Source organism: Mesorhizobium sp. WSM3859, assembly GCF_002295065.1.
GTDB lineage: Bacteria > Pseudomonadota > Alphaproteobacteria > Rhizobiales > Rhizobiaceae > Mesorhizobium.
The window spans coordinates 1-26,248 of the sequence record NZ_NSGG01000024.1; the positions used below are offsets into that span (position 1 = coordinate 1).

The 26,248-nt window shown below is 62.2% G+C and carries 21 protein-coding genes, 1 tRNA gene and 3 pseudogenes; 14 read left to right on the forward strand and 11 right to left on the reverse strand.

Going from position 1 to position 26,248, the window contains the following annotated elements; genetic code table 11:
• From CK230_RS30775 to CK230_RS30785, 3 genes and pseudogenes are all read left to right on the forward strand, one after another.
• On the forward strand, positions 1 to 1,462 hold a 1,462-nt coding region (locus CK230_RS30775; RefSeq protein ID WP_141246162.1), incomplete at its 5' end, for a PLP-dependent aminotransferase family protein.
• 201 nt (positions 1,463 to 1,663) lie between these two features.
• Positions 1,664 to 1,879 (forward strand): hypothetical protein, encoded by a 216-nt coding sequence (locus tag CK230_RS30780; protein WP_095820600.1) that lies wholly within the window; start codon positions 1,664 to 1,666, stop codon positions 1,877 to 1,879.
• 95 nt (positions 1,880 to 1,974) lie between these two features.
• Positions 1,975 to 2,307: pseudogene (locus CK230_RS30785) on the forward strand (formate dehydrogenase); the annotation flags it as partial.
• Here the strand turns inward: CK230_RS30785 and CK230_RS30790 are convergent.
• Positions 2,280 to 2,475, reverse strand: a pseudogene (locus CK230_RS30790) (MucR family transcriptional regulator); the annotation flags it as partial. The pseudogenes CK230_RS30785 and CK230_RS30790 sit on opposite strands and share 28 nt — an antisense overlap.
• 229 nt (positions 2,476 to 2,704) lie before the next feature.
• On the opposite strand from CK230_RS30790, the gene CK230_RS30795 reads away from it, so the two are divergent.
• A complete protein-coding gene (locus CK230_RS30795; RefSeq protein WP_141246163.1) occupies positions 2,705 to 4,060 on the forward strand; it encodes an FAD-binding oxidoreductase in 1,356 nt (451 codons plus the stop codon).
• Positions 4,061 to 4,341: 281 nt separating this feature from the next.
• On the opposite strand, the gene CK230_RS30800 is transcribed toward CK230_RS30795, so the two are convergent.
• Positions 4,342 to 5,313, reverse strand: coding sequence for a LysR substrate-binding domain-containing protein (locus CK230_RS30800; RefSeq protein ID WP_095820601.1), 972 nt, complete (start codon positions 5,311 to 5,313; stop codon positions 4,342 to 4,344).
• Positions 5,314 to 5,451: 138 nt separating this feature from the next.
• On the opposite strand from CK230_RS30800, the gene CK230_RS30805 reads away from it, so the two are divergent.
• From CK230_RS30805 to CK230_RS34145, 5 genes are all read left to right on the forward strand, one after another.
• Positions 5,452 to 6,423: an ABC transporter substrate-binding protein gene (locus tag CK230_RS30805; protein ID WP_095820550.1), complete on the forward strand. Its 972-nt coding sequence runs from the start codon at positions 5,452 to 5,454 to the stop codon at positions 6,421 to 6,423.
• Positions 6,424 to 6,617: 194 nt separating this feature from the next.
• Positions 6,618 to 7,583 carry an ABC transporter permease subunit gene (locus CK230_RS30810; protein ID WP_245430124.1) on the forward strand — a complete coding sequence of 322 codons (966 nt, stop codon included), beginning with the start codon at positions 6,618 to 6,620 and terminating at the stop codon, positions 7,581 to 7,583.
• A complete protein-coding gene (locus CK230_RS30815) occupies positions 7,580 to 8,671 on the forward strand; it encodes an ATP-binding cassette domain-containing protein (protein WP_095820552.1) in 1,092 nt (363 codons plus the stop codon). The genes CK230_RS30810 and CK230_RS30815 overlap by 4 nt, the downstream gene beginning before the upstream one ends.
• Positions 8,668 to 9,630, forward strand: coding sequence for an aldehyde dehydrogenase family protein (locus CK230_RS30820; RefSeq protein ID WP_348629179.1), 963 nt, complete (start codon positions 8,668 to 8,670; stop codon positions 9,628 to 9,630). Before CK230_RS30815 ends, CK230_RS30820 begins: the two co-directional genes overlap by 4 nt.
• Positions 9,512 to 10,090 carry an aldehyde dehydrogenase family protein gene (locus CK230_RS34145; protein ID WP_348629180.1) on the forward strand — a complete coding sequence of 193 codons (579 nt, stop codon included), beginning with the start codon at positions 9,512 to 9,514 and terminating at the stop codon, positions 10,088 to 10,090. The genes CK230_RS30820 and CK230_RS34145 overlap by 119 nt, the downstream gene beginning before the upstream one ends.
• 125 nt (positions 10,091 to 10,215) lie before the next feature.
• Here CK230_RS34145 and CK230_RS30825 read toward each other — a convergent pair whose 3' ends face one another.
• The 7 genes from CK230_RS30825 to CK230_RS30855 form a co-directional block, all read right to left on the reverse strand.
• Positions 10,216 to 10,740: an NAD(P)H-dependent oxidoreductase gene (locus CK230_RS30825; RefSeq protein WP_095820553.1), complete on the reverse strand. Its 525-nt coding sequence runs from the start codon at positions 10,738 to 10,740 to the stop codon at positions 10,216 to 10,218.
• Positions 10,741 to 10,889: 149 nt separating this feature from the next.
• Entirely contained in the window at positions 10,890 to 11,927 is a 1,038-nt protein-coding gene (locus tag CK230_RS30830; RefSeq protein ID WP_095820602.1) for a GlxA family transcriptional regulator, read from the reverse strand.
• A 60-nt stretch (positions 11,928 to 11,987) separates the two neighbouring features.
• Complete coding sequence (locus tag CK230_RS30835) at positions 11,988 to 13,592, reverse strand: GMC family oxidoreductase N-terminal domain-containing protein (RefSeq protein WP_095820554.1); 1,605 nt, start codon at positions 13,590 to 13,592, stop codon at positions 11,988 to 11,990.
• A complete protein-coding gene (locus CK230_RS30840; RefSeq protein WP_095820603.1) occupies positions 13,589 to 14,593 on the reverse strand; it encodes a flavin reductase in 1,005 nt (334 codons plus the stop codon). Before CK230_RS30840 ends, CK230_RS30835 begins: the two co-directional genes overlap by 4 nt.
• 23 nt (positions 14,594 to 14,616) lie before the next feature.
• Complete coding sequence (locus CK230_RS30845) at positions 14,617 to 15,978, reverse strand: LLM class flavin-dependent oxidoreductase (protein ID WP_095820555.1); 1,362 nt, start codon at positions 15,976 to 15,978, stop codon at positions 14,617 to 14,619.
• 595 nt (positions 15,979 to 16,573) lie between these two features.
• A tRNA-Arg gene (locus tag CK230_RS30850) sits at positions 16,574 to 16,650 on the reverse strand.
• 214 nt (positions 16,651 to 16,864) lie between these two features.
• Complete coding sequence (locus CK230_RS30855) at positions 16,865 to 17,806, reverse strand: DUF1003 domain-containing protein (RefSeq protein ID WP_095820556.1); 942 nt, start codon at positions 17,804 to 17,806, stop codon at positions 16,865 to 16,867.
• Between the two features lie 585 nt (positions 17,807 to 18,391).
• Here CK230_RS30855 and CK230_RS30860 point away from each other — a divergent pair.
• The gene (locus tag CK230_RS30860; protein ID WP_095820557.1) at positions 18,392 to 18,841 is read left to right on the forward strand and encodes a universal stress protein; all 450 of its coding nucleotides are present in this window, start codon (positions 18,392 to 18,394) and stop codon (positions 18,839 to 18,841) included.
• 473 nt (positions 18,842 to 19,314) lie between these two features.
• Here the strand turns inward: CK230_RS30860 and CK230_RS30865 are convergent.
• Positions 19,315 to 20,055 (reverse strand): annotated as a pseudogene (locus CK230_RS30865) (D-alanyl-D-alanine carboxypeptidase family protein); the annotation flags it as partial.
• Positions 20,056 to 20,506: 451 nt separating this feature from the next.
• Here CK230_RS30865 and CK230_RS30870 point away from each other — a divergent pair.
• The 4 genes from CK230_RS30870 to CK230_RS30890 all read left to right on the forward strand — a co-directional run bounded on the left by CK230_RS30870 (position 20,507) and on the right by CK230_RS30890 (position 25,361).
• Positions 20,507 to 22,420, forward strand: coding sequence for a methyl-accepting chemotaxis protein (locus tag CK230_RS30870; RefSeq protein WP_245430126.1), 1,914 nt, complete (start codon positions 20,507 to 20,509; stop codon positions 22,418 to 22,420).
• Positions 22,421 to 22,791: 371 nt separating this feature from the next.
• Positions 22,792 to 23,895 carry a hypothetical protein gene (locus CK230_RS30880; RefSeq protein ID WP_095820560.1) on the forward strand — a complete coding sequence of 368 codons (1,104 nt, stop codon included), beginning with the start codon at positions 22,792 to 22,794 and terminating at the stop codon, positions 23,893 to 23,895.
• Positions 23,896 to 24,216: 321 nt separating this feature from the next.
• Positions 24,217 to 24,831: a nucleoside triphosphate hydrolase gene (locus tag CK230_RS30885; RefSeq protein ID WP_095820561.1), complete on the forward strand. Its 615-nt coding sequence runs from the start codon at positions 24,217 to 24,219 to the stop codon at positions 24,829 to 24,831.
• Positions 24,832 to 25,019: 188 nt separating this feature from the next.
• A complete protein-coding gene (locus CK230_RS30890) occupies positions 25,020 to 25,361 on the forward strand; it encodes a hypothetical protein (RefSeq protein WP_095820562.1) in 342 nt (113 codons plus the stop codon).
• Positions 25,362 to 25,438: 77 nt separating this feature from the next.
• On the opposite strand, the gene CK230_RS30895 is transcribed toward CK230_RS30890, so the two are convergent.
• Positions 25,439 to 26,143 (reverse strand): glutathione S-transferase N-terminal domain-containing protein, encoded by a 705-nt coding sequence (locus tag CK230_RS30895; protein ID WP_095820604.1) that lies wholly within the window; start codon positions 26,141 to 26,143, stop codon positions 25,439 to 25,441.
• Positions 26,144 to 26,248 lie beyond the last annotated feature (105 nt).

Consider the following 26,248-nt stretch of genomic DNA (forward strand, 5'->3'; position numbering starts at 1 on the left):
CCCCAAACCCCAGCCCTTCCCCCTCGACACGCTCACCGTGAACCGCGCCAGCCCCGAGCATCTGTCGCGCCAGCTCTATCACGGCCTCGTCGCCATCATCCGGAGCCGCGCGCTTCCGCCCGGCTCGGAGCTCCCTTCCACCCGCGCCCTGGCCGCCGAGCTCGGCCTTGGCCGCAACACCATCGTCGCCGCTTACGACCAGCTCGTCACCGAAGGCTATCTCGCCAACCGCCAGGGCGCCCGCCCGGTGATCGTCGACCTGCCTGAAGGCCCGCGCGAGTCGCCGCGCGAGGAACCGCCGGTGCCGCTGCGATCACCCTCGCTGCGCGGCCAGCAGTTGCTCAGCCAGCCCTATCATCACGGCAGGCCGGGGCATGTCGCCTTCCACCCCGGCATGCCCGATGCGCAGAGCTTTCCCTTCGGCGTCTGGGGCCGGCTGGTGGCGCGCCGCGCCAGCCATGGCGGCGAGACGCTGTTCGGCACCTATGACGTCACCGGCCATCCGGCGCTGAAGGACGCGATCGCCGGCTATCTCTTCTCCGCGCGCGGCGTGCGCTGCCGACCGGAGCAGATCGTCGTCACCACCGGCGCGCAGGCCGCCTTCGATCTTCTCGCCCGCCTGCTGCTCGACCCCGACGACACGGTCTGGATGGAGGAGCCCGGCTATTACGGCGCCAAGGCAGCCTTCACCGTGGCCGGCGCAAGGATCCTGCCGATTGCGGTCGACCAGGAGCGCGGCTGGCGGCTCGATGCGCCTGTTTTCTCGCCCCGCCTCATCTATGTGACGCCCGCCTGCCAGCATCCGCTCGGCATCACCATGCGCATGGAGGAGCGGCTGCGCCTGCTCGACATCGCCGAGACCGCGAACGCCTGGGTGATCGAGGACGATTTCGACGGCGAATACCGTTTTCAGGGCCGCCCCGTGCCGGCGATCCAGAGCATGGACCGCTCCGGTCGCGTCATCTATGTCGGTACCTTCGCCAAGCTTTTGTTCCCGGCGCTGCGCCTCGGCTTCATGGTGCTGCCGCCGGAACTCGCCGGCCGCATCGTCAACGCGCTCTCCACCACCGGCCAGTTCGCGCCGCTGCTGCTGCAGGCCGCGCTCGCCGATTTCATCACCGAAGGCCATATGAGCCGGCACCTGAAGCGCATGCGCCGCATCTACGCTCAGCGCCGCCAGCTCTTCCGCGACATCGTCACCGAGCGCCTGCGCGACGAAATCACGCTTTCCCCCGCCGAGGCCGGCATCCAGGTGGTGGGCTATCTGAGGGACGGCATAGACGACATCAAGGTCAGCCAGGCCGCGGCGAAGCGAGCCATCAACGTCTCGCCGCTGTCGAAATATTTCCAGAACACCGCGCCGACCCAAGGGCTGGTGCTGGGCTATGCGGCGTGTGATGCCGCGCAGACGCGGGATGGGGTGGAGAGGCTGGCGGCGGCGATAGGGGAAGTGCTGGGGTGAGGCTTTGGCTGTCCAGAAAACTATATTGAACCGCCTGACATTGGGCACGCCGGAGGGGGATGAAACTGGGCAGTGCCATGTTATTTTGGCACCTGTCAATTCTTAGCACTCACCACTGAACGCACATTCGGTCGGGCATAAATGTCAACGCTAATCGCCGGCCGCTGTGCGAGCGGCGGAACATTCGAACCGGAGGCCCAAATGCCAGTTGTCCAGGAAGAAGAACCTTCGGCCGCCGTTCACTCACATCCTGAGGAAATCAAGTCGGTTTTTGACCTGCGTTTGGGTAAGCATGTCACCTTGCAAGGCAGTGCCAGGATAACGCCCGCAGGCGTGATCAGCGCCGGAATCGCGGTGGCCGCTATGATGCTTGCGCTGGGTTATCTGGCTTCGTCGGGCAGGCGTCGCAGGCAATAAGGTGGGTTGCCCGGCTTTAAATGGCGCACCCGACAAGATTCGAACTTGTGACCTCTGCCTTCGGAGAATGGATAATGGCTTTCGCGGAGGCACTCATGTCCAGTAAGAAGCGTATTCGCCGGTACAACGAACCTGCCGGGGGTTGGGGAGCACTGAAAGCGCTCGGCGCGCACCTCGTCGAACAGGAAATCCCGATCAAGGGCGCCACGACGCTGATGCGCATGAACCAGCCGGAGGGCTTTGACTGTCCCGGTTGCGCCTGGCCGGATCCGAAACACACCTCCTCCTTTGAATATTGCGAGAATGGCGGCAAGGCGGTGGCCTGGGAGGCCACTGAAAAGCGCTGCACTCCCGAATTCTTCGCCGCTCATACGGTCAGCGAACTGGAGAGCTGGACCGACTATGACCTCGAGATGGTCGGCCGCCTGCGTCCGAGCCCCGCCGCCTTCGCAAGCGTAGATCTTTGGGCCGCATAGTTCGGCGCAACCATTGGGTAGTCTGGCTTCAATCCCCACTTCTCTCGACTCGTCTGGAGTGAGCCCGTAATGTACCGCGAGATGCCTTTTCAACGATTTGAATTTCTTCCCGTCTTCCAGATGATGTAGTCCGGCGACGCTACCGACCTTTTCGGATTGATGGCTGGCCCGCGCGTTTCGGGCATTAGGATCCAGCGGCAACGTCAGCTGTTGCATCGGATCGTCGCCAGGATCATGATCCCCTTGGCTAATAAATTCCGACGTAGAACCGTTCGGACCGTTCGCTTTCTGCGCCGGTTTCACCGTGGCTTCCGCGGCGGTGCGGTCGCCTGACAGGAGGGGAAGCGTCATGGAAGTCCAAACAGAACTTGCTCGCAATTTTCTCGGATCAGTTCTCCAGCCCGGCGCGCCCACTTTTGATGAGGTAAGGAGGATACACAATGGCCTCGTCGACCGACGCCCCGCAGTCATTGCTCGTTGTCGAGGTATTGCCGATATCGTGGATGCTGTCCGTTACGCCCAAGCGACCGGTCTAGAGATTTGCGTACGCGGCGGCGGCCACAACGTCGCTGGGCGTGCGGTGGTCGACAATGGCCTTATGATCGACCTCTCCTTGATGAAAGGAGTTCACGTGAATGCTGCCGCCCGGACGGCCGTAGTCGAGGGCGGGGTGACTTGGAGGGAGTTAAATAGAGAGACACAGTTACATGGTCTTGCGACCACTGGAGGGGTGATTGGAAGTACTGGTGTTGCGGGACTTACCCTCGGCGGCGGCCTTGGATGGCTTATGCCGAAATACGGGATGGCGCTGGACAATCTGATTTCCGTCGATCTGGTGCTCGCAGACGGTTCTGTGGTGACGGCGAGCGCGGACGCAAATCCCGATCTGTTCTGGGCGCTCCGTGGCGGCGGTGGCAACTTCGGCGTTGCCGCTTCCTTCGAGTTCCGCCTGCATTCCGTCGGCCCAGTCGTGTTCGGAGGGATCGTTGCCTTTCCATTCCGAGAGGCGAGACAAGTCCTCCGCGGGTTCCGGGACCTCGCTGAAAATGCCTCGGACGACCTTATGATCGTCGCCGGCTTAACTACAGCGCCAGACGGGTCGGGCACCCCGATCGTTGCCATCGTTTCCTGTCATATCGGCTCACCCGAAGATGCCGAGATAGTTGGACGCCAAATCCGGAGCTTTGGTACCGTAGCGGTGGATGCGTTAGGGCCGATACCCTATGTGGACCTTAATGGAATGCTGGACGCGGGCTTCCCTTCCGGCGCATTCAACTACTGGAAGTCCACGTTCCTTCCGCGCCTTGACGACGATGCTGTCGAGGCCCTCGTGATCGCATATGAGCGCTGCCCGGTTCCAACAAGCTCGATCTTGCTGGAAGGTTTCCACGGCTTTGCGTCGCGCGTTCCGGTAGGATCCACCTCCTTCGCGCTCCGTGATATTGGCTTCAACACGCTCGTGCTTGGCCAATGGATGGACAACGCCTCTGCGGACCGCACCATCGCTTGGGCGCGCGCCAGCTTCGATGCCCTCGAGCCCTTTGCTGGCAAGCGTCGCTATGCAAATTATTTGGGGGCAGACGAGGACGCCGGCGCGGCAGCGTTGGCCGCCTATGGTCAAAACCTCGCAAGGCTGCGGCAGTTGAAAACGCGCTATGATCCCAACAACATCTTCCATCATAACCTGAACATACCACCCGCCTAGGATATGGCGTTCGAGTCAGTAGAGCGCGCTACCGCCTTTCCCCCACTGGGTTCTACGGTGTTCGGCCTGATAGGCCTGTCTCGGCGCTGACTGAGGAACGGGAAAGTCTGACTCGAAGCCGACCTGTGTTTTCCACGACGCGAGCGGCCGCTTTGCGCCTATTGTCAGCCGTTGGGATCTGCTTTGCAGCTTCCTCAAAGCGGACATAGTGGGCGACGGCGTCGCAGGCGTGGTTGCGCGAGCTGCTTCGCAGCGGGAGGTAGCTCCTACTGTCGTTACCCTCACTCCATTTCAATCGTCCCCTCAATGCCTGCCTTCTTCGCAGGGAAGGAACCTTTGATCCAATCCGCGAAGGCCTGGGCGGCAGCGGAAGGGATTGATAGCCGGGGAAGCAGGAGGTGAAAAGCATGACGGACCACGGGCCTGGCATTGACGGGTTGAATGAGCGTCCCGTTCGCGAGGAATCTCTGAACCAGCGGCGGGCCGATCAAGGCAAATCCCTGACCTTCGAGCGCGGCCTGAACCAGGTTCGTATAGGAATTCACGGTTATTCCGGCCTTCGCTCGTGCCAGATCGAGGCCGTGAACCCGTAGCCATGTCGACCACCTGGTATGTTCATCATATGGGCCTTCCAGGTGAATGAGGGGATAGGTCAGGAGTTCTGACGGCTCGAGCATCGTGCCCGCGGGAAGAAATGTATTGGCGCAGGTAGGACTTATTTCTTGCCGAACGAGGAATGTCGTCTCGGCGTCATCAAACGGCGGGGAACCGTATCGGATCGCGAGGTCCATATTGTCCTCGAACTGCAAGTTGCTGTCTGAGACGATAAACCTCAGTTCGATGTCGGGGTGGATCGCCCTGAACTCACCGAGTCTCGGTGATAGCCAATAGGTCATGAAACCCGGCGTGGCGCCAACATTGACGACGTTGGTGTCGGCGCGCCGGCTGATTTCGAGCGTCGCGCGCAGCGCTCGCTCAAGGACCTCAGAGATGGCGCGGTGATACCTCTCTCCTGTCCTCGTCAACCGAACCGAGCGTTGCAGCCGCTCGAACAGCGGCACACCGAGAAATCGCTCCAGGGCATGAATCTGCTGGCTGACCGCGACACGCGAAACATTCAGTTCCGACGCCGCTTTGGTAAAGCTAAGCTGACGTCCAGCGGCCTCGAAGGTGATTAGAAGATTGGGCGGCGGCAGCTTGTGGCGAAGTTTTTGCATAAAGCCCAGCTTACCCATTGCGTAGGAATTAAGCAACTTGCCAATCGGCTGCCGGGCCGTAATCTGCCTTCTGCTTAATAAGCCGAAAAAAGACCCGATCGCGCGCCGCAAGGACGCAGCAGCAATCGAGCTCGCCGCGATTGGTCAGGCATAACTTCGCCAAAGGGGAATGACATGAAATCTCTTCTTGCAGCAGTCGGCATGATCGGCGCGAGCTTTCTGGCAGGCGCATCGCCAGCCAGCGCCGCGTGCGGAACGGTGACGATCACCGAAATGAACTGGGCCTCGGCCGCCGTGGTCACTGCCGTCTCGAGCTTCCTGATGGAGCAGGGCTACGGCTGCACGGTGAAGAAGGTGCCGACCTCCACGGTCCCGGCGCTCACCTCGCTTGCCGAGACAGGACAGCCCGACATCCTGACCGAAGTCTGGCCCGGTGTCGCGGATATCTATTACAAGCTCGAGAAGGAGGGCAAGATCGTCAAGGTCGGCGACGTTCTGTCCGACGGTGGCGTCGATGCGTGGCTGATTCCAGATTATCTCGCCGAAGCCCATCCCGAATTGAAGACGCTTGACGGTATCCTGGCCAACCCCAAGCTCGTCGGCGGCCGGTTCAACAACTGCCCTGTCGGTTGGGGTTGTCGCACCTCGAATGATAACCTCATCAAAGCCTTCGAAATCGAGAAACACGGGATCGAGGTTTTCAACCATGGTTCCGGCGAGACGCTGGCGGCTTCGATAGCGGCGGCCTACACGGCGAAGGAGCCCTGGTTTGGTTACTACTGGGCGCCTACGGGAGTCCTCGGAAAGTATAAAATGGTAGAGGTCGACATGGGGCCGGTCGACAAGGACAAGGCAAAGTGCAACGCCACGGCCAATTGCCCAACCCCTGGCAAGACCGGGTGGCCGAAGGCCACGGTTTTGACCACGATGTCGAAGCCCTTCTATGACAAGAACCCCGAGCTGGTCGCGCTCATGAGCAAGGTGAGCTTCACCAACCAGATCATGAACGAGCTTCTTGCCTGGCAGGAGGACAAGAAAGCAACCGCCGACGAGACGGCCGTGTATTTTCTGACGAAGTACAAGGACGTCTGGCCGAATTGGCTGTCCGACGACGCCAAGGCGAAGGTCACCGCCATCGTGAAGTAACGTTTTGGGTTCGCGGACGGACACTGTCCGCGAACCCATTGCCGTTGTTGTGGATCCTGGCTTTCGAGATGGCGTTGCGTTGCGCCAATCCGATGCCAGACTGAAGGCGCCTCATGGCTTATTACGACGGACTATTCAATCAACTCGGACTTCGCGGGTGGTGCGATGCCTCGGACTCCACAGGTCCGATGAGCATGGCCGAATTGCTCAAGAAGAGCAAGGAAGCCGCGGACGGGCAGGCTCCAGAGAGCGTCCCGTTCCCATCGCTCGACGCGCTGCATGATGCTTGTCGCGCCGTGCCGCGCACCAGGGACTTCACTGCCGGCATCGAGAACAGCTTCCTCCATGTGCGGGTGGCGTTGAAGACGGTGCTCGATCCGCTGACGCAGCCACTGTCATGGCTGCTGGATTTCTCACTCAGGGTGGTCGAAGTCGTTCCGTGGTGGGCGCTGGTGATCGTGCTTCTGCTGCTCGTTTATTTCGTGTCCCGGTCCTGGTCCATCCTGGTCCTGGTCGCCGCGACTTTGTTGCTCTTTGGCTTCATCGACCATCTTCATTACGCGCTGCAGACGATGGCAATCGTCTTCACCTGCACGTTCATCTGCATCCTGATTGGCATACCAATCGGCATACTCATGGCGAAGAGCAACCGGTTCGAGAGGCTTTCGCTGCCCGTCCTCGATATGCTGCAGACGCTTCCGTCCTTCGTTTACCTCATTCCGCTGATCTTCCTCTTCTCGGTCACCGAGTCGAAGCTTTACGGGATTGCCATCATTCTTTATGCCGTCGTTCCGGTAATCCGGCTCACGAACCTCGGCATCCGTATGGTCGACGGCAATGTCGGCGAAGCCGCGGATGCCTTTGGCATGGACAGTTGGCAGAAGCTGGCGAAGGTGGAGATGCCGCTGGCGCTTCCGAGCATAATGGCCGGCGTCAATCAAACAATCATGATGGCGCTTTCGATGGTCGTCATCGCATCTCTGGTGTCGGCTCCGGGACTGGGCGTCCTCGTCCTGCGCGGCATCAACAACCTCGAACTAGGCGTCGGATTGGTCGCGGGCCTCGGCATCGTGCTCTTGGCCATCAATTTCGACAGGGTGAGCAAGGCCTCGATGGCGCGCGTCAATGGAACACTCCAGCCGCGAGGAGAAAGCCGTTGACCGAGCAACCGAAGATTTCCATCCGGAACCTGTACAAGATCTTTGGCCCTGACCCGCGGTCCATGGTGTCCAAGGTCCAGGCCGGCATGAGCAAGGCCGAGCTGCTGGGGAAGCACAACCATGTCATCGGACTTCAGGACATAAACGTCGACATGCGCAGCGGCGACATCACCGTGATCATGGGCCTTTCCGGTTCGGGAAAGTCGACGTTGATCCGCCATCTGAATGGCCTCATCAAGCCCACCGCCGGCGAAATCCTCCTCGATGGTGTCAATGTGGCGGGCCTCACCGGCGCGGCGCTCCGCGAGCTGCGCCGGTTTCGGATGTCGATGGTGTTCCAGAGCTTCGCCCTGATGCCGCATATGCGCGCGCTCCAGAACGTCGAGATGGCGCAACGCGTCAGGGGCGACAGCGAAGCGGATGCCAATCATAACGCGATCAGATGGCTGGAGCGGCTCGGCCTCAAGGGGTTCGAGAACCACTATCCGCACCAACTCTCCGGCGGCATGCAGCAGCGCGTGGGTATCGCGAGAGCGCTGGCCTCCAATTCCGATGTCATGCTCATGGACGAGGCGTTTTCGGCGCTTGATCCGCTGATGCGGACGGACATGCAGAGCCTTCTGCTCGAACTTCAGGCGGAGTTGTCCAAGACCATCGTCTTCATCACCCACGACCTGGACGAAGCGCTCAGGATCGCGGATCACCTGGTAATCCTGAAAGATGGCGTCGTCGTCCAGCAAGGCGAGCCACAGAGCATCATCCTCAATCCAGCCGATGCTTACATTGAGAAGTTCGTGAACGACATCAATCGCGCACGCGTGCTCCGCGCCGAGTCCGTCATGGTGCCAGGTATCATCGTCGAGTCCGGCACGTCGGGGCAGGTCGATGTGGACGACAATCTCGAAACGGTGATGGCGCGTTCGCAGGGCGATCTCAGCAAGACCTTCGTCGTCGTCAGGGACGGTGTTCCGGCTGGCTTGATAAAAATGCAGGACGTCTTCAAGGCACTGGTCCCGCGACATGCCGGCCCGCAGGCCCGCACTGGTGGCCAGGCCGCAGGGGCAATCAAAGAGGCACGGACATCTTGAAACATCTCGACCACTTCTACATCGACGGCCGCTTCGTTCCGGCGAGAGACAGGCCACAGAGGGTCGTCATCAACCCGGCTACGGAAGAACCGGCCGGGAGTATTGCAATGGGCACCGCGCAGGACGTGAATGCCGCGGTGCTGGCTGCCCGGAAAGCCTTCGGCACGTATGGCTGTTCGACGCGCGAGGAGCGCCTGGAAATGCTTCGGCGCGTGCTTGCGCTGTTCGATGAGCGTGCCGAGGAGTTTGCGCGGCTGACGACACTCGAGATGGGCGCGCCGATCACATTTGCGCGGCAGGCCCAGATCGCCGGATCGAGGGCGCATATCGCCGACACCATTCGCATTCTCGAACACTATGAATTCGAGCGGCTGGCTGGCCGGACAATGCTGGCGTTTGAACCGGTCGGCGTCTGTGCCCTTATCACGCCATGGAACTTCCCGGTGCTCCAGATCGTCACGAAAGTCATGCCGGCGCTGGCGAGCGGGTGCACGGTCGTGCTGAAGCCCAGTGAGTACGCACCGATCAGCCCGATGCTGTTCGCCGAAGTGCTCCACGATGCCGGCGTGCCGCCCGGCGTCTTCAATCTGATCAACGGCGACGGGGCAACGGTCGGCGAAGCGCTGTCGAGCCATCCGGATGTCGACATGGTGTCATTCACGGGGTCTACCCGTGCTGGCGTTCAAGTCGCGAAAAACGCCGCTGACACCGTCAAGCGCGTCCACCAGGAACTCGGCGGAAACTCCGCCAACATCCTGATGGCGGATGTCGACCTGGAGCCGGCCGTAATAAAGGGGCGCTTATCGCAACGCAGGCCAGTCATGCACTGCGCCGACACGGATGCTGGTTCCTCGGCAACTGCACGAGGAGGCGGTCGGGATCGCCAAACAGGCGGCCGAATCCGTGGTTATCGGCGACGTCAACGACGAAGCTACGATGCTCGGGCCGGTGATGAATGAGCGGCAGTTCGAGCGCCTCAATTCACTGATCGAATCCGCGGTCCAGGAAGGCGCTATCCTCGTCACCGGAGGGCCTGGTAGGCCGTCGTCGCTAAACCGGGGATTTTTCGTGAAACCTACCGTATTCGGTCATGTCACGGCCGAAATGACGGTGGCCCGGGAGGAGATGTTCGGCCCGGTCGTCAGCCTCATCCCCTATGACAGCGTCGATGAGGCGATCGAGATCACCAACGACACGCCCTACGGCCTTGCCGCTTATCTGCAGTCGAAGGATCTCGGCGCGGCCAAACGCGTCGCCTCGAAGCTTCGCGCCGGACAGGTTATGATCAACCACCCGACTTGGGATGCGTCCGCGCCGTTCGGAGGCTTCAAGCAGTCGGGCAACGGCCGCGAATGCGGGGAATTCGGTTTCGAGGCATTCCTCGAGGTCAAGGCGATTGGCGGACTCCATGAAGGCTAGTGCGTTTCGCCGTTTCACGGAAACGGCGAAACGCCCTATCTCTTTGTTTTTACGCAATTCCGAACGGAAAACCGCTCACACTTTTCCTGGAATTGCTCTAAGCCAAGCCGCACTCGCATTCGAACTCAGCGCACCGCGGCGACAAGCGTTCCCACGGCCGTCGCGATCCGCTGACGCAGTCCCTCCGTCGGTTCATTCTCCGGCCCGAAATCGTGGTCCAGGGCATAAACGGACCCGGCCACCACGTTCGCCCGAAAGAAGGCAAACAGCGGTCGAAACTGGTGGTCGATCATCAGTTCGTGGCTCGGCGCCTTGGCGGTCGCGGCGACCAGAACCGGACGCTCGCGAAGAGCGTTCATGTCCAGCACATCGAAGAGATGTTTCAGCAGGCCTGTGTAGGATGCCTTGTACACCGGTGAGCCGACCACGAGCGCATCACATGTTTCGATAGCCGTCCAAATTTCGTCGATTTCGCGCGGCGCCTGTTTCCTGCCGAAGGTGGCGCCAAGCGAAGGTCCGGCGTCCACCAGATCGAAGACCCGGGAATCCCAATTCAGTTCTCTCGCGGCCGTGTCGACAATCGTCTCCACCAAGCTGCGGGTCTTCGAAGGACGGCTGAAATTGCCGCTGATGCCGACTATGGTTGCCATGGAGCCAGCCTCCTCTTCTGCTGTGTGTCGAGTACGTTACAGGCCGGTTGCGGTTGACGGCGCGATCGACGTCAACCGAGCAGACAACGACCATCGCGGATCTATTGCCGCCTGTAGGCCGGTGCGCTCCGGCCCGACAATGTGCTCAGTCATACCATCCGTCCCAAAGATGCGCGCGATCCAACTCGTCCGAGAGAAGGAATGTAGGCACTTCTTGGACGCTGCGTCCGCATCCGCTGTGGGGATACGCCGTGGAATGCTTTGTAGCACTTGGCGAAATGGGACCCCGAGACAAAGCCGCACGCAACGGCCACGTCGATGATGGCCATGCTTGATTGCAGGAGCATCAGCCGTGCTCGATCCAGCCGAAGCTCGAGAAAGTAGCGGGAGGGAGATATCGCGAGCTCTCTGGCGAAAAGACGCTCCATCTGCCTGCGGGAAAGCTTGATGTGCCTCGCCACCGCCGTGATATCGGTCTGATCCGCGATACTGTCTTCCATGAACTGAACGGCCGATAACACGAGCGGGTTGACGCTGCCCAATGTTCTCAACGGACTGGGCTGCCGTTCAGACGGCTCCCTTATGCGGTCGACAATTGCCTGTTCGCATATCGCCAGCGCCACCCGTCGGCCGCAGTCCTTTTCGATAAAGTGGAGCATCATGTCGAAGGAGGCGGTCCCGCCAACGCAGGTATGGATGTTGTCGTCGCTTTCGATCAGGCCACTGCCGATAATGACAGACGGAAACGTCTCTCTGAAGATCGGAAGGTTCTCCCAGTGGATGGTGCAACGCCTCCCAGCCAACATTCCGGCATTCGCGAGGATGTAGGCGCCTGTACAGATCCCCGCCACGGGAATGCCGAAATTCCGGCTTTGGCGCAGCCACCCCGCGACAGATTTGTCCACCGTACGCTCGACGTGCCAGCCGGTGCAGACCACGATCATATTCGGCCGCTCCCCTGGGGTGCTCGAGCGCTCTTCAGCAACAGAGCGATCAGGTGAGACCCACAGTCCGCAACTGGATCGCACGGGGTTACCGTCAACGCTGACGATCCGCCATCGATAGACGTCTTCCCCCATGACCGCATTCGCCAAACGCAACGCTTCGATCGCGGACGTGAACGCAAGCATGGTGAATTCGGGCACGACGTAGAAGACGAAGGTCTTTGACACGCTCTCTTTGGTCATTGTCAGATCACTCGAAACCGGAGCGGCGGTCATGCTTTCGCGCCCCAATCACCCGTCAAATCATGCCGTCGCGTAGGCGGCTTGTTTCTGAAGGATCAGATCGGCGCCCTTCTCTCCGATCGCCATGCTGATGGCATTGAGATTGCAGCTCGGTATCTGCGGGATGATGGAGGAATCGACGACGCGCAAACCCTCCACGCCGATGACTTTCAGATCCGGTGTCACGACGGCCATGGGGTCGATGCCCATCTTGCAAGTGCCGCACGGATGATAGCTGCCGCTTGCGTTCTCGCGCATATAGGCGGTCCACTCATCGTCAGTCTGCACGTCCTTGCCAGGCTTGAACTCGCCGGTGACGTATGGCGCGAACGCCTTCGAGCTCAGCGCGGCGCGGGCGATCCTGCCGCCGGCCATCAAGGTTTCGATGTCATAGCGATCGCTCAGGAGGTTCAGCTGGATCTTGGGTTGCTGGTATGGATCGGCCGATCGCAGTTCGAGATAACCCCGGCTGCGTGAACTGTTGATGTTGGGCTGGAGGTTGATCGCGGCCTCCTTCTGCATCTCAATGCCATCATGGGTGTAGTTCGCCGAAAAAGCCCCGAAATGGTACTGGATGTCGGGATATTCGAGCTCTGGTCGAGTCCGGATGAGACCTACCCCCGTGTAGGTGTAGGTGGCGTAGCCTGAGCGGTCGAGGAGGAACTGCGCGCCGTATTTCAGCTTTCCCAGCAGGTTGAATTCCTGGTTTGCGGTCTTGACGTTGACGTAGGCCTTCACCTGCGTGCTGGCGTGCTCCTGGAGGTTCCGGCCCACGCCGGGACTGGCATGCAGCACGTCGATGCCGTGCGCCCGCAACTGCTCCTGCGGACCGATGCCCGACAGCATCAGAAGTTTGGGCGAGTTGACCGCGCTCGCGGACAGGACGATCTCGCCGGCGCATCGCTCAACCTGCGTCTTGCCACCGGCATCGAACTCGACGCCCCCGGCACGACGTCCGTCGAATAGTACCCTGCGCACCACCGCGTCGGTTATGATCCTGAGGTTTGGCCGCTTCTTGATCGGGTCCAGGTAGCCTCTGGCCGCGCTGAAGCGGGTTCCCATGTGCTGCGTGACATGGATGATGGCGGCGCCGTCGGTGGGTTCGGCGTTGTAGGCCGGGTTGTGTGGATAGCCGAGTTCCTTCATGGCTTCGACGAAGACGTAGGCAAGCTTGGGAGGCTTGCGCACGGCGCTGACGACGACCGGGCCGTCCTTACCGTAGATGTCGGTCACGCCGTCCCGGTTGCCTTCGACCTTCTTGAAGTAGGGCAGAATTTCGTCATAGGACCAGCCCCGGTTCCCTAGCTGCGCCCAATGGTCGTAATCGCCTCGGTTTCCACGGACATAGAACATCGCGTTGATCGAGCTGGAGCCGCCGAGTCCCTTGCCGCGGGGCATCATGTCCCGACGGTTGTTCCGGGTCGGGTCCGGCTCGGTCATGAATTTCCAGTTGGTTCGTTCGTCGGCCATCGCCTTGAAGGCCAACGCCTGCATGATGATGTTCAATCGCTTGTCGCTGCCGCCGGCCTCCAGCAACAGCACTTTCGTGGCTGGGTCAGCGCTCAACCTGTTGGCGAGCACGCAGCCTGCCGATCCGGCGCCTATGACAATGTAGTCCCAGTTCATGGTTTCGCCGGTCTGTTCTGGGCAATCAGCTTCGAGAGGGTTCGCAGCGTGGCACGAAGGTCTGCCTCCGGTATGCCCTCAAGCTGATCTTTCTGGAAATTCTGCCAACGCGTCCGGATTGCCTCGCGCCGATGCCGCCCGGCTTCGGTGAGTATCAACTGGCCGTCGGCCGAACTGACGAGCATCCCGCGCTCGACAAGCGTGGCCAAGGCGTCTTCCGTGTCCCGTTGCCCGAGATATGTCGCCCGCGCCACCTGGTCCGTCTTCAGGCCCGGCATGTCGTATACGCAGGCGATGACCCGGGCCACCGAGATATCGAGACCCTCGGCATGGCGGTGCTCGTCGAAAACTGCCGAAAGGAGATGGTGCGCTTCGAATATCTGAGGAATGATCGTTCCTTCGGTGGATGTCTCGGGGGTCAAGCGGCCGACCTCAGGCGCAGGCGAAACCTCCGGATGAGAGTAGGCGACGCTGTACTGGCCCTGGGCAAAAAGCAGTGGCTCCCCCTCGAAACGACTGGCGCGGCGTACGAGACCGATCAGGATCGTATGGTCGCCGCCTTCGACCTGCGCGTAGGTTTCGCACTCAAAGTGCGCCAGACAACCGTGAAGCAAGGGGGAGCCGAATTCCCCAAGCGACCATGAGGCATCCGCGAACTTGTCCTCGACCTTGCTGGAGAAATGTCTGGAGACATTCATCTGTGTCGAGGCGAGGATGTTTACGGCAAAGCGCTTGCCATTCGTGAACAGCGGATAGCTGCGTGAGGCGCGGCTGATGGACCAAAGCACCAGCGGCGGATCTAGCGACGCGGAAGCGAAGGAGTTAACGGTGACGGCGGCCCGCTGATCCTCCATCTCCGTGGTGATGATGGCAATGCCCGTCCCGTAAAGGCCGAGGCATCTGCGAAAGAGACGGCTATCGCTCGCTGGATCGCCCGCCTCGATCGGCAGGCGAGCGGTGCCCTCACCAAAGAGCGTGTCTCGACCGGGGTTCGTTTGCATATCCGATACTCGTTCGATCAAACTTAACCGGCGAGACGCCTGTCGGAGGAAGCCGTGGCCGCGTAGCGGCTGGCGGGAACGGGAAGGCCGAGATTCTCGCGAAGGGTTCGCCCTTCATACTCATCGCGGAATCGGCCGCGTCTGCGCAGTTCGGGCAGCACCAGTTCGACAAAGTCGTTGATGCCGTGCGGGAGAAGGGACGGCGTTATGTTGAAGCCATCGGCGGCGCCCTGCTCGAACCAGGACTCCATCTCGTCGACGACGTCGGCCGCGGTTCCCACGACGGTCTTGTGCTCCTGGGCCATGCCGATCTTTTTGTAGAGCTGGCGTATTGTTAGGCCCTGCTTCTGGGCGAGGTCGTAATACATCTCAGCGCTGCTCTTGAGGCCGACCTTGTCAAGGTCCGGTTTTGGCACCGGGCCGTCCAGCGGCAGATGCGAAAGATCGCCAAACGAGCGGTAGAGCATTGAAAGGCCAACGATCGGATCGATGAGCGCCTCGAGCTGTTCGTATTTCTCCTGTGCCTCCTCGCGGGTCCGGCCGACGATGGGTGTAAGGCCGAGCATCATGAGGAGATCGCTCCTCTTGCGGCCGAAGTGTTCCAACCGGTCCTTCACCGAGGAATAGTAGTCCTGGGCGGACTTGAGGTCGTTCTTGGCCATGAAGACGATATCGCAGTACTCGGCCGCGATCTGCTGACCAGGCTCCGATACGCCGGCCTGGACCAGGATCGGCCGACCCTGATGTGAACGTCGGACGCTCAACGGCCCTCGGACGGAGAAATGCTTGCCCACATGGTCGAGGACATGCATCTTCTTTTCGTCGTAAAAGACCCCGGATTCCTTGTCGAGAAGAAACGCGTCCTCGTCCCAGCTGTCCCAGAGACCGGTGACCACCTCGACGAATTCGTGCGCGCGCTCGTAGCGGGTGTCGTAATCGAGCTGCTTGCTCATCGAGAAGTTCCAAGCCTCCTGATCCGACCAGGAGGTCACCACATTCCAGGCGGCGCGGCCTCCGCTGATCTGGTCGAGCGAGCCGTATTTGCGCGCGATGTGATAGGGCTCATTGTAGGTTGTCGACGCCGTGGCAACCAGGCCGATGTTGCGGGTAAGAGGAGCCAAGGCTGACAGAAGCGTCAGCGGCTCCAGTTCCACATTGTGGCGCGATCTGCACATCGATCCCTTGGGCTTGTCGTCCAACCGGACCCCTATACCATCCGCCAGGAACAGCATGTCGAATTTGGCGCGTTCGGCTGTCTGCGCCACTTCCAGAAACGATTGGAAGAGAGAGGCGCCATCCGCCGGTACATCCGGATGCCGCCATGAGCCGACATGGTATCCCATGTACCGCATGGAGAGACCCAGCTTCATCTGCCTCTTGCTCATTAAGAAAACCCTCCGTTGGCATGTGCGGCGGCGGCGATCTAACGACCGCCGACCCCTGGGGACATGCTCTTGTTGAGGGCAACGTCCGACTTCGGCCGGATATTGTAAACGCCGAAAAAACTGCCGTTGTTGTTAAGCGGAGCTTACGCCTGGCATGGCAGAAGTTCTAGAAATATGAGGAAATCGTACCGCCAATTTCTCGACCATTGCACCAAGTCAAGTGGGTGCCGGAACAAGAGGTCGCGCCGCTTTCGACGCTAATCCAGCCAGCCTGAAATGTCGCTTTTCGGCATACCACAGCGCGAAGCCACAGACTGCTTGCGGCCCCATTTCGGCCATCTCCAAGCTCCGGGAGATTGCACCTCCGGTGACGCCAAACTCTCCCGTTGAGCGTTGCCCACGTCGGCAACGCTCAACCCCATTTCTAAAGTTCGCCTGCTGTAAACCGGCGTTTTCACACCGTTTCACCGAAATCTGCGGGATTTGGCGACATGGTTTCGCCCGAAATCAGGTTCTCAGCGCTTACGCCGCTCAGCCCTGAAGAACTTTAGGCGAGCAAAGTGCAGGGCTAACTATTTGATACGCAATGAGAAATTGGCGCACCCGGCAGAATTCGAATCTGCGACCTCTGCCTTCGGAGGGCAGCGCTCTATCCAGCTGAGCTACGGGTGCTTCCCGGGGAACCGGAAAACGAACCGGCCGGTGAGCCGGCCAGCCACGGCTTCTTAGCGGAAGCGGCGGCGGGCTTCAACGGGCAATTGGCGATCGTGCGGCGGCAAGGTGGGTCGATTGGCTGGCCGATGGACTATCGGAGAGGGCGCTCCCCTCTCCGTCTCGGCTTCGCCGAGCCACCTCTCTCCGCCTCTGGCGGGGCGAGGAACTGGCGTCACCCCTCCGCCCCCACCTTCGCCGTCTTCCGCCGCACCGCCCGTGTCGCGCGCTTCACCTTCTTCGCCGCGGTCAGCTCGTGCATGGCATCGAGCTGCATCTGCTGCATTTCGGCCAGGCGCTGCCATTGGCGCGAGATCAGGTAATCGAGCTTTTCGTGCAGGTGCCGCACTTCGAGCTCGGCCTTGAGGTTCACCCGGTAGTCGTTGAAGGAGCGCAGCCGGTCTTTGGCTTCCTGGCGCTTCTGGCTCATCATGATCACCGGCGCCTGGATGGCGGCGATGCAGGAGAGCAAAAGGTTGAGCAGGATGAACGGGTAGGGGTCGAAGGCGCTGGTCGTGCCAGCGATCAGGTTGATGCCGATCCACAGCAAAAGCACCGCCGCGAAGGAGATAAGGAACCACCAGCTGCCGCCGAACTCGGCCATGGTGTCGGAGACGCGGTCGAGGAAGGAGCGGTGCTCTTCATATTCCTCTTCCGAGTTCTCCGAGATCGTGTCCTGCTTGGCAATCGATTCCACCACCTGGCGGTCAAGCTCGGAGAATTCGCCGTGCTCCTGCTGCAGCAGCTCCTCCATGTAGCGCATGCGGTAGCGGCCGAGCTCCTCGCGGCTGATGCGGGCGCCGCGCGGCAGGTCGGGATGGTCGGAGCGGATGCGGTCGGCGAGGCTGGGCCTCAGATCGTCGATGCGCACCAGGTCGCGCTTGCGGAATTTCCGACCCGATATCGCCGAGGGTCTTTTCTTGGGCTTGATCCGGGCGGCGCCCGGAACATGCGGTTCGGCCTGCGGCTCGGAATCCGGCACCTCCGGCGCTTCGAGGATCTCGTCGGCGGCTGCCTGCGCATCCTCCGGCACGGTTTCCGCCTCGAGATACTCGCCGGCGACGTCGTTCTCGTTGTCGGCCTGGATTTGCGCGGATGCCTTCGGGTCGCCTGCCATGGTCGGTGCTCCTGTTCGAGGCTTTGCGGGTACGATACGCCAAGCCGGCTCGGCATATCCATGGTGAGTGTGAAGCTGGTGTGACCGAACAAGTTCTTGTGATGGGGGGAGCCGCCGTCGGAGCGCAAACCTTAGCGGGGATGCAGACTGCCAGACCGGCAAGCAACGGCCAATCTCCGAAGTCACCGCTGCCCCTCATCCGCCCTTCGGGCACCTTCTCCCCGTATAGTGACGGGGAGAAGGAAGCGCCCCGCCGGCTAAGCGTCTTCCTGCAACGTTGATGATTGGCGAAACCGTCGAGGAGAGCGCCCCTCTCCCCGTCACTATACGGGGAGAGGATGAGGGCAGGCAGGTGAGGGGCAGCGCCATCTTTGGGATCCTTGACCCCCGGCCCGCTTCATAAGGCATGCCGCTGCGCTATCAATGTTGGAGCAAAGCTCCTGGCGTAATCGTCTCCGCCGCCTGGCCTTGATCCACATCAAACCGGCCCCTGTGGCAGGCCTGATAGGCTGACTATATCCAAACCAGGCCTGATCGTTCAGGCCCACCGGGGCGCATCGCCCCGAGAAATGAGGGATCGCCACCATGTACAAGAAAATCCTGATCGCCACCGACGGTTCGGAACTCGCCCAGAAGGGCGTCGCCCACGGGCTGGAGCTGGCCAAGGGCTTGGGCGCCACGATCACCTTCGTCACGGTCTCCGAGCCGTTCCCGACGCTCGCCTGGGGCGGCGCCATGGCCGGTTACGTCGCCGCCGACGAGCTGGTCAATTACGAGGAGAGCGCGCGCAAATACGCCAGCGAGCTGCTCGGCAAATGCAAGGCCGAGGCCGATGCCAAGGGCGTCGGCTCGAAGGGCGTCCATGTCGAGAACCGCACGCCCGCCGAGGCGATCCTCGAGGTGGCCGCCAGCGAGGGCAGCGATATCATCGTCATGGCCTCGCATGGCCGCCGCGGGCTGGGCCGGCTGGTGCTCGGCAGCCAGACGGCGGAAGTGGTGTCGCTGACCAGGATTCCGGTGCTGGTGGTTCGGTAGGGTCCGCCCGGCGGAGGCGGTGTGAGAATGAGATAGGCAGCGATCCTTCGCGCCCCCCTCTGTCCTGCCGGACATTTCCCCCACAAGGGGGGAGATCAGCCGGCGCCGCCGATTTCGCCAACCACCAACGATGCAGGAGTGAGCCTGCGCCGAAACCGCCAATCTCCCCCCAAGTGGGGGAGATGTCCGGCAGGACAGAGGGGGGCGCTGTCCCGCCGGACATCTCAGACTGTCCCGTCGGCCCCGCCGTCCTACTGCGTCGGCAGCAGCGGCGCGCCGGGCGATGCTAGGTCCGGAGACGGAAAGTCGGACGCCGGCTGGCCCGGCACCGCCGACGCGGGCGTCACCGAACCCGGCTGCGGCAAACCGGGCAACGCCGAGTCCGCCGGCGGAAGCAGGGTGGGCGGCGGCGAGGCCGGCTGCTGCCCGGAATACATCAGCCTCGGCTGGCCGGCATCGGCGATCGTCGGTCCGAGGCTGCGCTGGATCAGCGCCTCGACGTGGTCGTTGCGCTGGCGCGCGCTATCGGCGCCCATCACCACCACGACCAGATGCCGCCCGTCGGCATTGTAGGAGGTGACGATGTTGTAGCCGGAGGCACGGATGTAGCCGGTCTTGATACCGTCGACGCCGCGCACGCGGCCCAGCATGTCGTTGTGGCCGCGCACCAGCCTGCCGCGGAACATGAAGTCGCTTTCGGAGAAATAGTGGAAATGCTGCGGGAAGCGCTTTTCCAGCGCCATGCCCAGCACCGCCATGTCGCGCGCCGTGGTCACCTGGCCGTCGTCGGGCAGGCCGCAGGCGTTGCGGAAATTGGTGCCGCTCATGCCGAGCGAGCGCGCCTTGGCGGTCATCATGGCGGCGAACTGGTCCTCCGAGCCGCCGCCCAGATATTCGCCCACCGCCACCGCCACGTCGTTTGCCGACTTCACCACCATGGCGCGGATGGCGGAATCGACGTCGATCGTCTCGCCGCGCCTAAAACGCAGTTTTGTCGGCGGCTGCGAGGCGGCATGGTCGGAAACCGGGATCCGCGTTTCCTTGGTCACCCGGCCGCTCTCCAGCGCCTCGAACAGCATGTAAAGCGTCATCATCTTGGTCAGCGACGCCGGATAGCGCTGCGACCGCGAATTGACCTCGAACAGGGTCTTGCCGGTCGAGGCGTCGACCACGATCGCCGCGTATTTCTGCGGTTGCGCCGGCACGGCAAGCACGCTTTCAGGCGGTGCTGCCGTCGTGCAGCCGGCAACCAGCGCGAGCAAGGCCAACACGGCGATGAGTTTCTGGAGGAAAGGGAAGGGACGGGGCAAGACTGTTCTAAAGCTGTTGCTGAGATGCGGCGAAGCTAACGTAACCCATGTGCCGCGTCCAACTGGTTAACGGCGGCAATGAAGCATTTGCCCAGGTTTTGGGGGGTGGAGAAGGTGGTTCTTTGTCCTTCGACGTTGGCGCCGCCCCCTCATCCGGCCGCTTCGCGGCCACCTTCTCCCCGTGGGGGGAGAAGAGGCTGGCGCCGGCGCCGACAGTCTCCTCTCCCCTTGGGGAGAGGTCAGCCGAGCGAAGCGGAGGCTGGGTGAGGGGCCGTCCACCCTGGCTTCGCCCCGCTTTTGCCATCCGCCCCAGCTTTCCGCTAATATGTCGCGGCTTGGATTTGGGGGGATCGGCATGTCGGAAATCGCCACGGGTACGACCTCGTTGCTCAGGGCCTCGCTCAGCCGCACCGGCAAATGGGCGGCGAGCTTCGCTTTCATCAGCGGCGCGGTCGGCGACGTGCTCAACCCGCTCGGGCCCTTTGCCGCCTATATTGCCCTGGTCGCTGCCGTCGCGGCCATCGTCATCGCCATCGCCATCGTGCTGCGGCTGGTGCTGGCCGCCAAGGCGATGCCGGCGCTGATCTTCGCCACCAGTGCGGCGGCAATCGCCGGCGGCGTCTACGGCATCCAGCAGGAAACGAGTTCGCAGAACGGCGTGATCGCCAATCTTGTGCCTGCGGTCGCCGAGCTGCAGCAATCGCTGGGCATCGTCTCGCAGAAGGTGGCGAAGATCGAGCAGACGGTCACCCAGACGCAGAAAACGGTCGAGGAGGTCAAGAAGTCGACCGACACGGTCGCCAAGACCGCGCAGGAGATCGCTTCCACGCAGCAACAACAGACCGCGCAGGGCGCCGAGACGCAAAAGACCGTGAAGGCGGTGAAGCAAACCACGGATACGGTCGCGCAGAAGACCGAGCAGATCGCGTCCGCCCAACAGCAGCAGTCGGCGCAGGGGGCGGAGACGCAGAAGACCGTCGAAGCGGTCAAGCAGACGACCGACACCTTGGCCGCCGGCCAGCAACAGCAGCAGGCGCAGGCTGAAAAGCTGCAGGCGACCACCGAGCAGATCGCCGCTTCGATCGACACCATCGCCAAGGGTTTTGCCCAGCTCTCCGCGCAGGGCGGGGCGATCGCCGATCCGAAGCGTCCGGACGAGTTCTACCACAACGCCCGCGTCTATGAGCTCGCCGGCGACATGCTCAATGCCCGCCGCTCCTACCTCGCCTTTGCCGGCTTCGATGTCGACGCGATCGATCCCTATACGCGCTTTGCCACGCTGCTCCGGGTCCAGGACGGCAAGGCCGGCGCCCGCGAAGTGTTCGGCACGCTCGCGGAAAAGGCCAAGGCGCCGTCGATCAAGCTCGTGCATCTCCTGCAGTTCGACGATGCGCAGCGGCTCGACAAGCTCAACGTCTTCATCGCGGCCAACCCGGATTACGCGCCGGCTTACTTTCTCCTGGCGCAGGAGTTTTCCGAGGACCGCCTCGGCAGCCAGACGCTCGCCGACAAGCGCAGCGAGGCGCAGGCGCTGAGCAAATTCGTCTCCTACGAGAAGGATGGCGGCCTGCTCAAATATTTCGTCGACCAGACGCAGCTGGCCGACTGGCTGGACCGCAGCCGCAGCCGGCTGACGGCGTTGGGCGATGTGCTCGACCCGTCGCGCTTCGTGCCGACGCTGACTCCGATGCGCTCCAATTCCGGCTGGTCGATGACGATCTCGCTGCCCGAGCCGGCAACGGCGATCTCCTGGCGCCTCGGCGATTCCGGCCCGTTCACCGACACCGGGGTTATGGCGATGAACGACCAGCGCACCGGCAAGCCGATGCCCAATCCGAGCTTCGAATTGCCGGACAGCACCGCCGCCACCACCATCGCCATCAAATATCTCGACATCCGCGGCCGCGAAACCGGCCCCTTCGACATCCGTTTCGATCCGGACGGCGCGCTGCAGCAGGAGAACAAGCAGGTCCTCGATCAGTTCTGGACGTCGTGGATCGCTTTTGATTCCGGCGGCAATCGCGGCCTGGTCTATTTCACCCAGATGCTGTCCTACCGCTGCGCGATCAAGGAAGTGCATTACAGCCTGAACGGCACGGCGCTCGACAAGGAGATCAAGATGCCGCCCTGCGACGCCAAGGACCCTTATGCCATTCCCTCCGACTACCAGCCCTATTTCAAGGTCAAGGACGACGTGAAATCGATGGCGGTGCAGGTGACTTATACGGACGGCACCAAGTCGCCGGTCAGGGAGTATAAGCGGCAGTAGCGAAGGCCTGCTCGCTGCGAAATCGGTCTGGGGGTTGAGAGTGGATATTTTCTTCCAGCGTCGGCGCCGCCCCTCACCTGCCTGCCGGCATCCTCTCCCCGTGTAGTAACGGGGAGAGGGGGGCAGTCATCGCGGGTTTCGCCAATCGCCAACGTTGCCGGGAAGGCGCCGAGTTTGCGGCCAGCCCCTTCTCCCCGTCACTATACGAGGAGAAGTGCCCGGCAGGGCGATGAGGGGCGGCGCCGACGGTCAAGAATTGGCTTTCTCGTCCGGACAGGCACGGCTGATGCAAATTGCCAACCACTGCGCTTGCGCCGAGAGCCCTGAGCAGGCTCTGTTGCCGGCCACCAAAAGATTCGCGGGATAGCACAATGGATGCCGTCACCATCAACGCAAAGGGCATCTCCGTCTCGCTCGATCTCGCCGTCGGCCATATCGCCGCCATGGAGGTCGAGGCCGACGGCCGCGTCCTGACGCCGCTGCATCGCGCGCCCTGGGTCGGCTCGCCGCGCGAGACATTGCCCGCGAACCTGCCCGAAGGCACGGTGCGACTCTCGGGCGATTTCCTCTGCGCGCCTTTTTCGACGAGCGATGTCGAAGCCGCGCCCCTGCATGGCTGGCCTGCCAACAGCGAATGGGACGTCGTGGAGAACGCCGCGATTGCCGGCGGCCGGCGCGCCGTGTTCCGGCTGCGCCGTAAGGTGATGGGCGCCACCGTCGACAAGGTCTTCACGCTGCGCGACGGCCATCCGTTCCTCTACCAGGAGCACATCTTCTTGGGCGGCTCGGGCGCGATCTCCGTCGCCCATCATCCGATGACGGTCATGCAGGGCGGCGGCCGGCTCGCCTTCTCGCCCAAGCGCGTCGCTGTCACGCCCCCAACGCCGCTGGAGCCCGACCCGGCGCGCGGCCGCTTCATGCTGGCCTATCCGGCCAGAGCCGACGACCTCACGCAGTTTCCGCTCGCCACCGGCGGCACAACAGACCTCACCGACTACCGCATGGAAGACAAGCGCGAGGATTTCATCACCCTGGTCGAGGCGGATCACGGCGGCCCCGGCTGGACCGCTGTTGCGCGCCGCGCCGAGCGGGACCTGGTGCTGGTGCTGAAGAACCCGGCCGAACTGCCGGTGACGATGCTCTGGTTCTCGAATGGCGGCCGCGACTACGCACCCTGGAGCGGCCGCCATCTCGGCGTGCTCGGCATCGAGGACGGCCGCAGCGCCATCGGCCACGCCGCCTCGCTCGGCGACAATTGGCTCAAGCATGAAGGCGTGGCGACTGCGTTTGCGCTGGCCGAAGGGCGGTCGGTCTCGTTCCGCCATGTCATCGGTGCGGTTCCGTTCGCCGAGGCCGAGGCGCCGGGCATCGAAGCCGCTCGTGACTACTTGCGCGTCCGTACTGTTGACGGTTCGCAAAAGGACGTCCCGTTCGACGGTGACTTCCTGCGCATTGGGCGCTCGGTTCCGGCGTAAGTTGGAGGGGCAGCGCATCTGGAAATTCGTCATCCACGGGCGGAGCAAGGAGCGAAGCGACGCGCGCAGACCCTGGAATCCATGCCGTTACCTTGATCGCGCCGTTACAAGGCCTTGGCGTCACGGAATGGATCCTCGGGTCTGCGCGCGTCGCTTCGCTCCTTGCTCCGCCCGTGGATGACGAAGGGAAGGGCGTTCCGGCCAATCTCGAAGGCAGAGACCGCCGGCAAGCCGTCCTAACCTCGGCATCAAGGAACGAGGTTTGAATTTTCCATCCACACCCGCCAAAATACCGGCCGCAACCTTACCGAAGAGGCGCCGATGTCCGAGATCGCCCATATCACAGCCGCCATCTTCAAGCGTGCCGGCAAGGCCAAGCGCTTCGTCGTCGCCATTGCCGGTCCGCCGGGTTCCGGCAAGTCGACGCTGTCGGCGAGCCTGCATGAGCTTCTCCCAGAAGGTAGCTCGGAAGTCGTGCCGATGGACGGCTTCCATTATGACGACATCATCCTCAACCGCCGTGGCCTGCGTCCCCGCAAGGGCGCGCCGGAAACCTTCGATTTCGCCGGCTTCGAGACGCTGCTGAAGCGCATCCGCTCCGGCGAGCCGGACATCGCCATCCCGGTCTTCGACCGCAGCATCGAACTGTCGCGCGCGGCGGCCGAGATCGTTTCCGCCGACACAAAATTCATCCTGGTCGAGGGCAATTACCTGCTGCTCGACGAGGAGCCGTGGTCGCGGCTGGCGCCTTTGTTCGATTTCACCATTTTCGTCGACGTGCCGCGCAACGAGCTCGAGCGCCGGCTGATGGAGCGCTGGCGCGAGCATGGCAAGTCGGATGAGGACGCCCGCGCCTGGATCGCCTCCAACGACATGCCCAACATCGAGCGGGTGCTGGCGCGGCGCAGGCCGGCCGATCTGGTCATTGGTCAATGACTGGTCGTTGGTTAACGACCCTAGTGATTGGTTAACCTGCTCAATTTTCAATATTTTCCGGCGGGAACTTTAAGGTTTTCACCCCGTTATCACTCTGTTCCGAATTGTGCGGTGACGGAGCAATTCCGAGTGGGCGTGCAACCGCCTTCCGTCCGGAATTGCGAAAGAAAACAAGCAGGAGCCGTCAGATGGCAACCAACAGCAGAAAACCCGTGGCCAAGAAAACCCGGGCCACACAATCCAGAGCGACGCAGGCCAAGGCCGGCGCCGGCCCCGCGACCGCCGAGCGGTCGAAAGACGCCAAGCTGGCCTTTGGCAAGGCGGCACCGAAGAAAGTGACGCCCGGCGCGGCTCACAAGGCAGCGGTCCACAAGGTCGCGGCCAAGAGCGGGAAGCATCCGAAGCCCGCGGCCAAGACGTCTGGTCCGATCAGTACCGTGGCGAGCGTCGCGACAGGGGCGGTCGTTGCCACCGCGCGGCTTGCGGCCTCGGTGTTCAACCGTGGTGGCGCCAAGGCCAAGGCGAAATAGGCCCTAGGTTACGCAATCCCACACGGCAGGCTGTGAAGTCGCTGCGCCCGGCCATTATTCGCTTTCCTGAATAGCTTTTAGCCCCTTGCCGGAATAGTGAGGCCCCTTTTCACCGCCGGCCGCGCCAACCCGCGCTCCAGCCATTCGGCGACGGTCGGGAAATCATCGAAGCCGACCAGGTCGCGCGCTTCGTAGAAGCCGATCAGGTTGCGCACCCAGCCCAGCATCGACACGTCGGCGATGGTGTAGTCGTCATCCATGATCCACTTGCGGTTCTTCAGCCGCGTTTCGAGCACGCCGATCAGCCGCCGCGACTCGTCGCGGTAGCGCTCGAGCGGCCGCTTGTCGGCAATCTCGCGCCCGGCGAATTTGTGGAAGAAGCCGACCTGTCCGAAGATCGGGCCGATTGCCGCCATCTGGAAGAACACCCACTGGATCGTCTCGTAGCGCCGCGCCGGATCGGCGGGAACGAGCTTGCCGGTCTTGTCGGCCAGATAGAGCAGGATGGCGCCGGACTCGAACAGGCCGATCGGCTTGCCGCCCGGACCATCCGGATCGATGATCGCCGGTATCTTGCCGTTCGGGTTGAGCGACAGGAACTCCGGCGTCCAGCTCTCGTTCTTGCCGATATCGACATAATGCGGCTCATAGGGCAGGCCGATCTCCTCCAGCGCGATCGAGACCTTCACGCCATTGGGCGTGGTGGCGGAATAGAGCTGCAGGCGCTCGGGCTGCATGGCCGGCCAGCGCTTGGCGATCGGAAAGGCGGACAGGTCGGTCATCGGAAACTCCGGATAGGGACTGGCGCGGGCGGCGCTCATAATGGGTGGCAAAGAATACTGCGGGGTGAGCATGAATTAGGTCCGCAACCGGCCAGGATCAATACA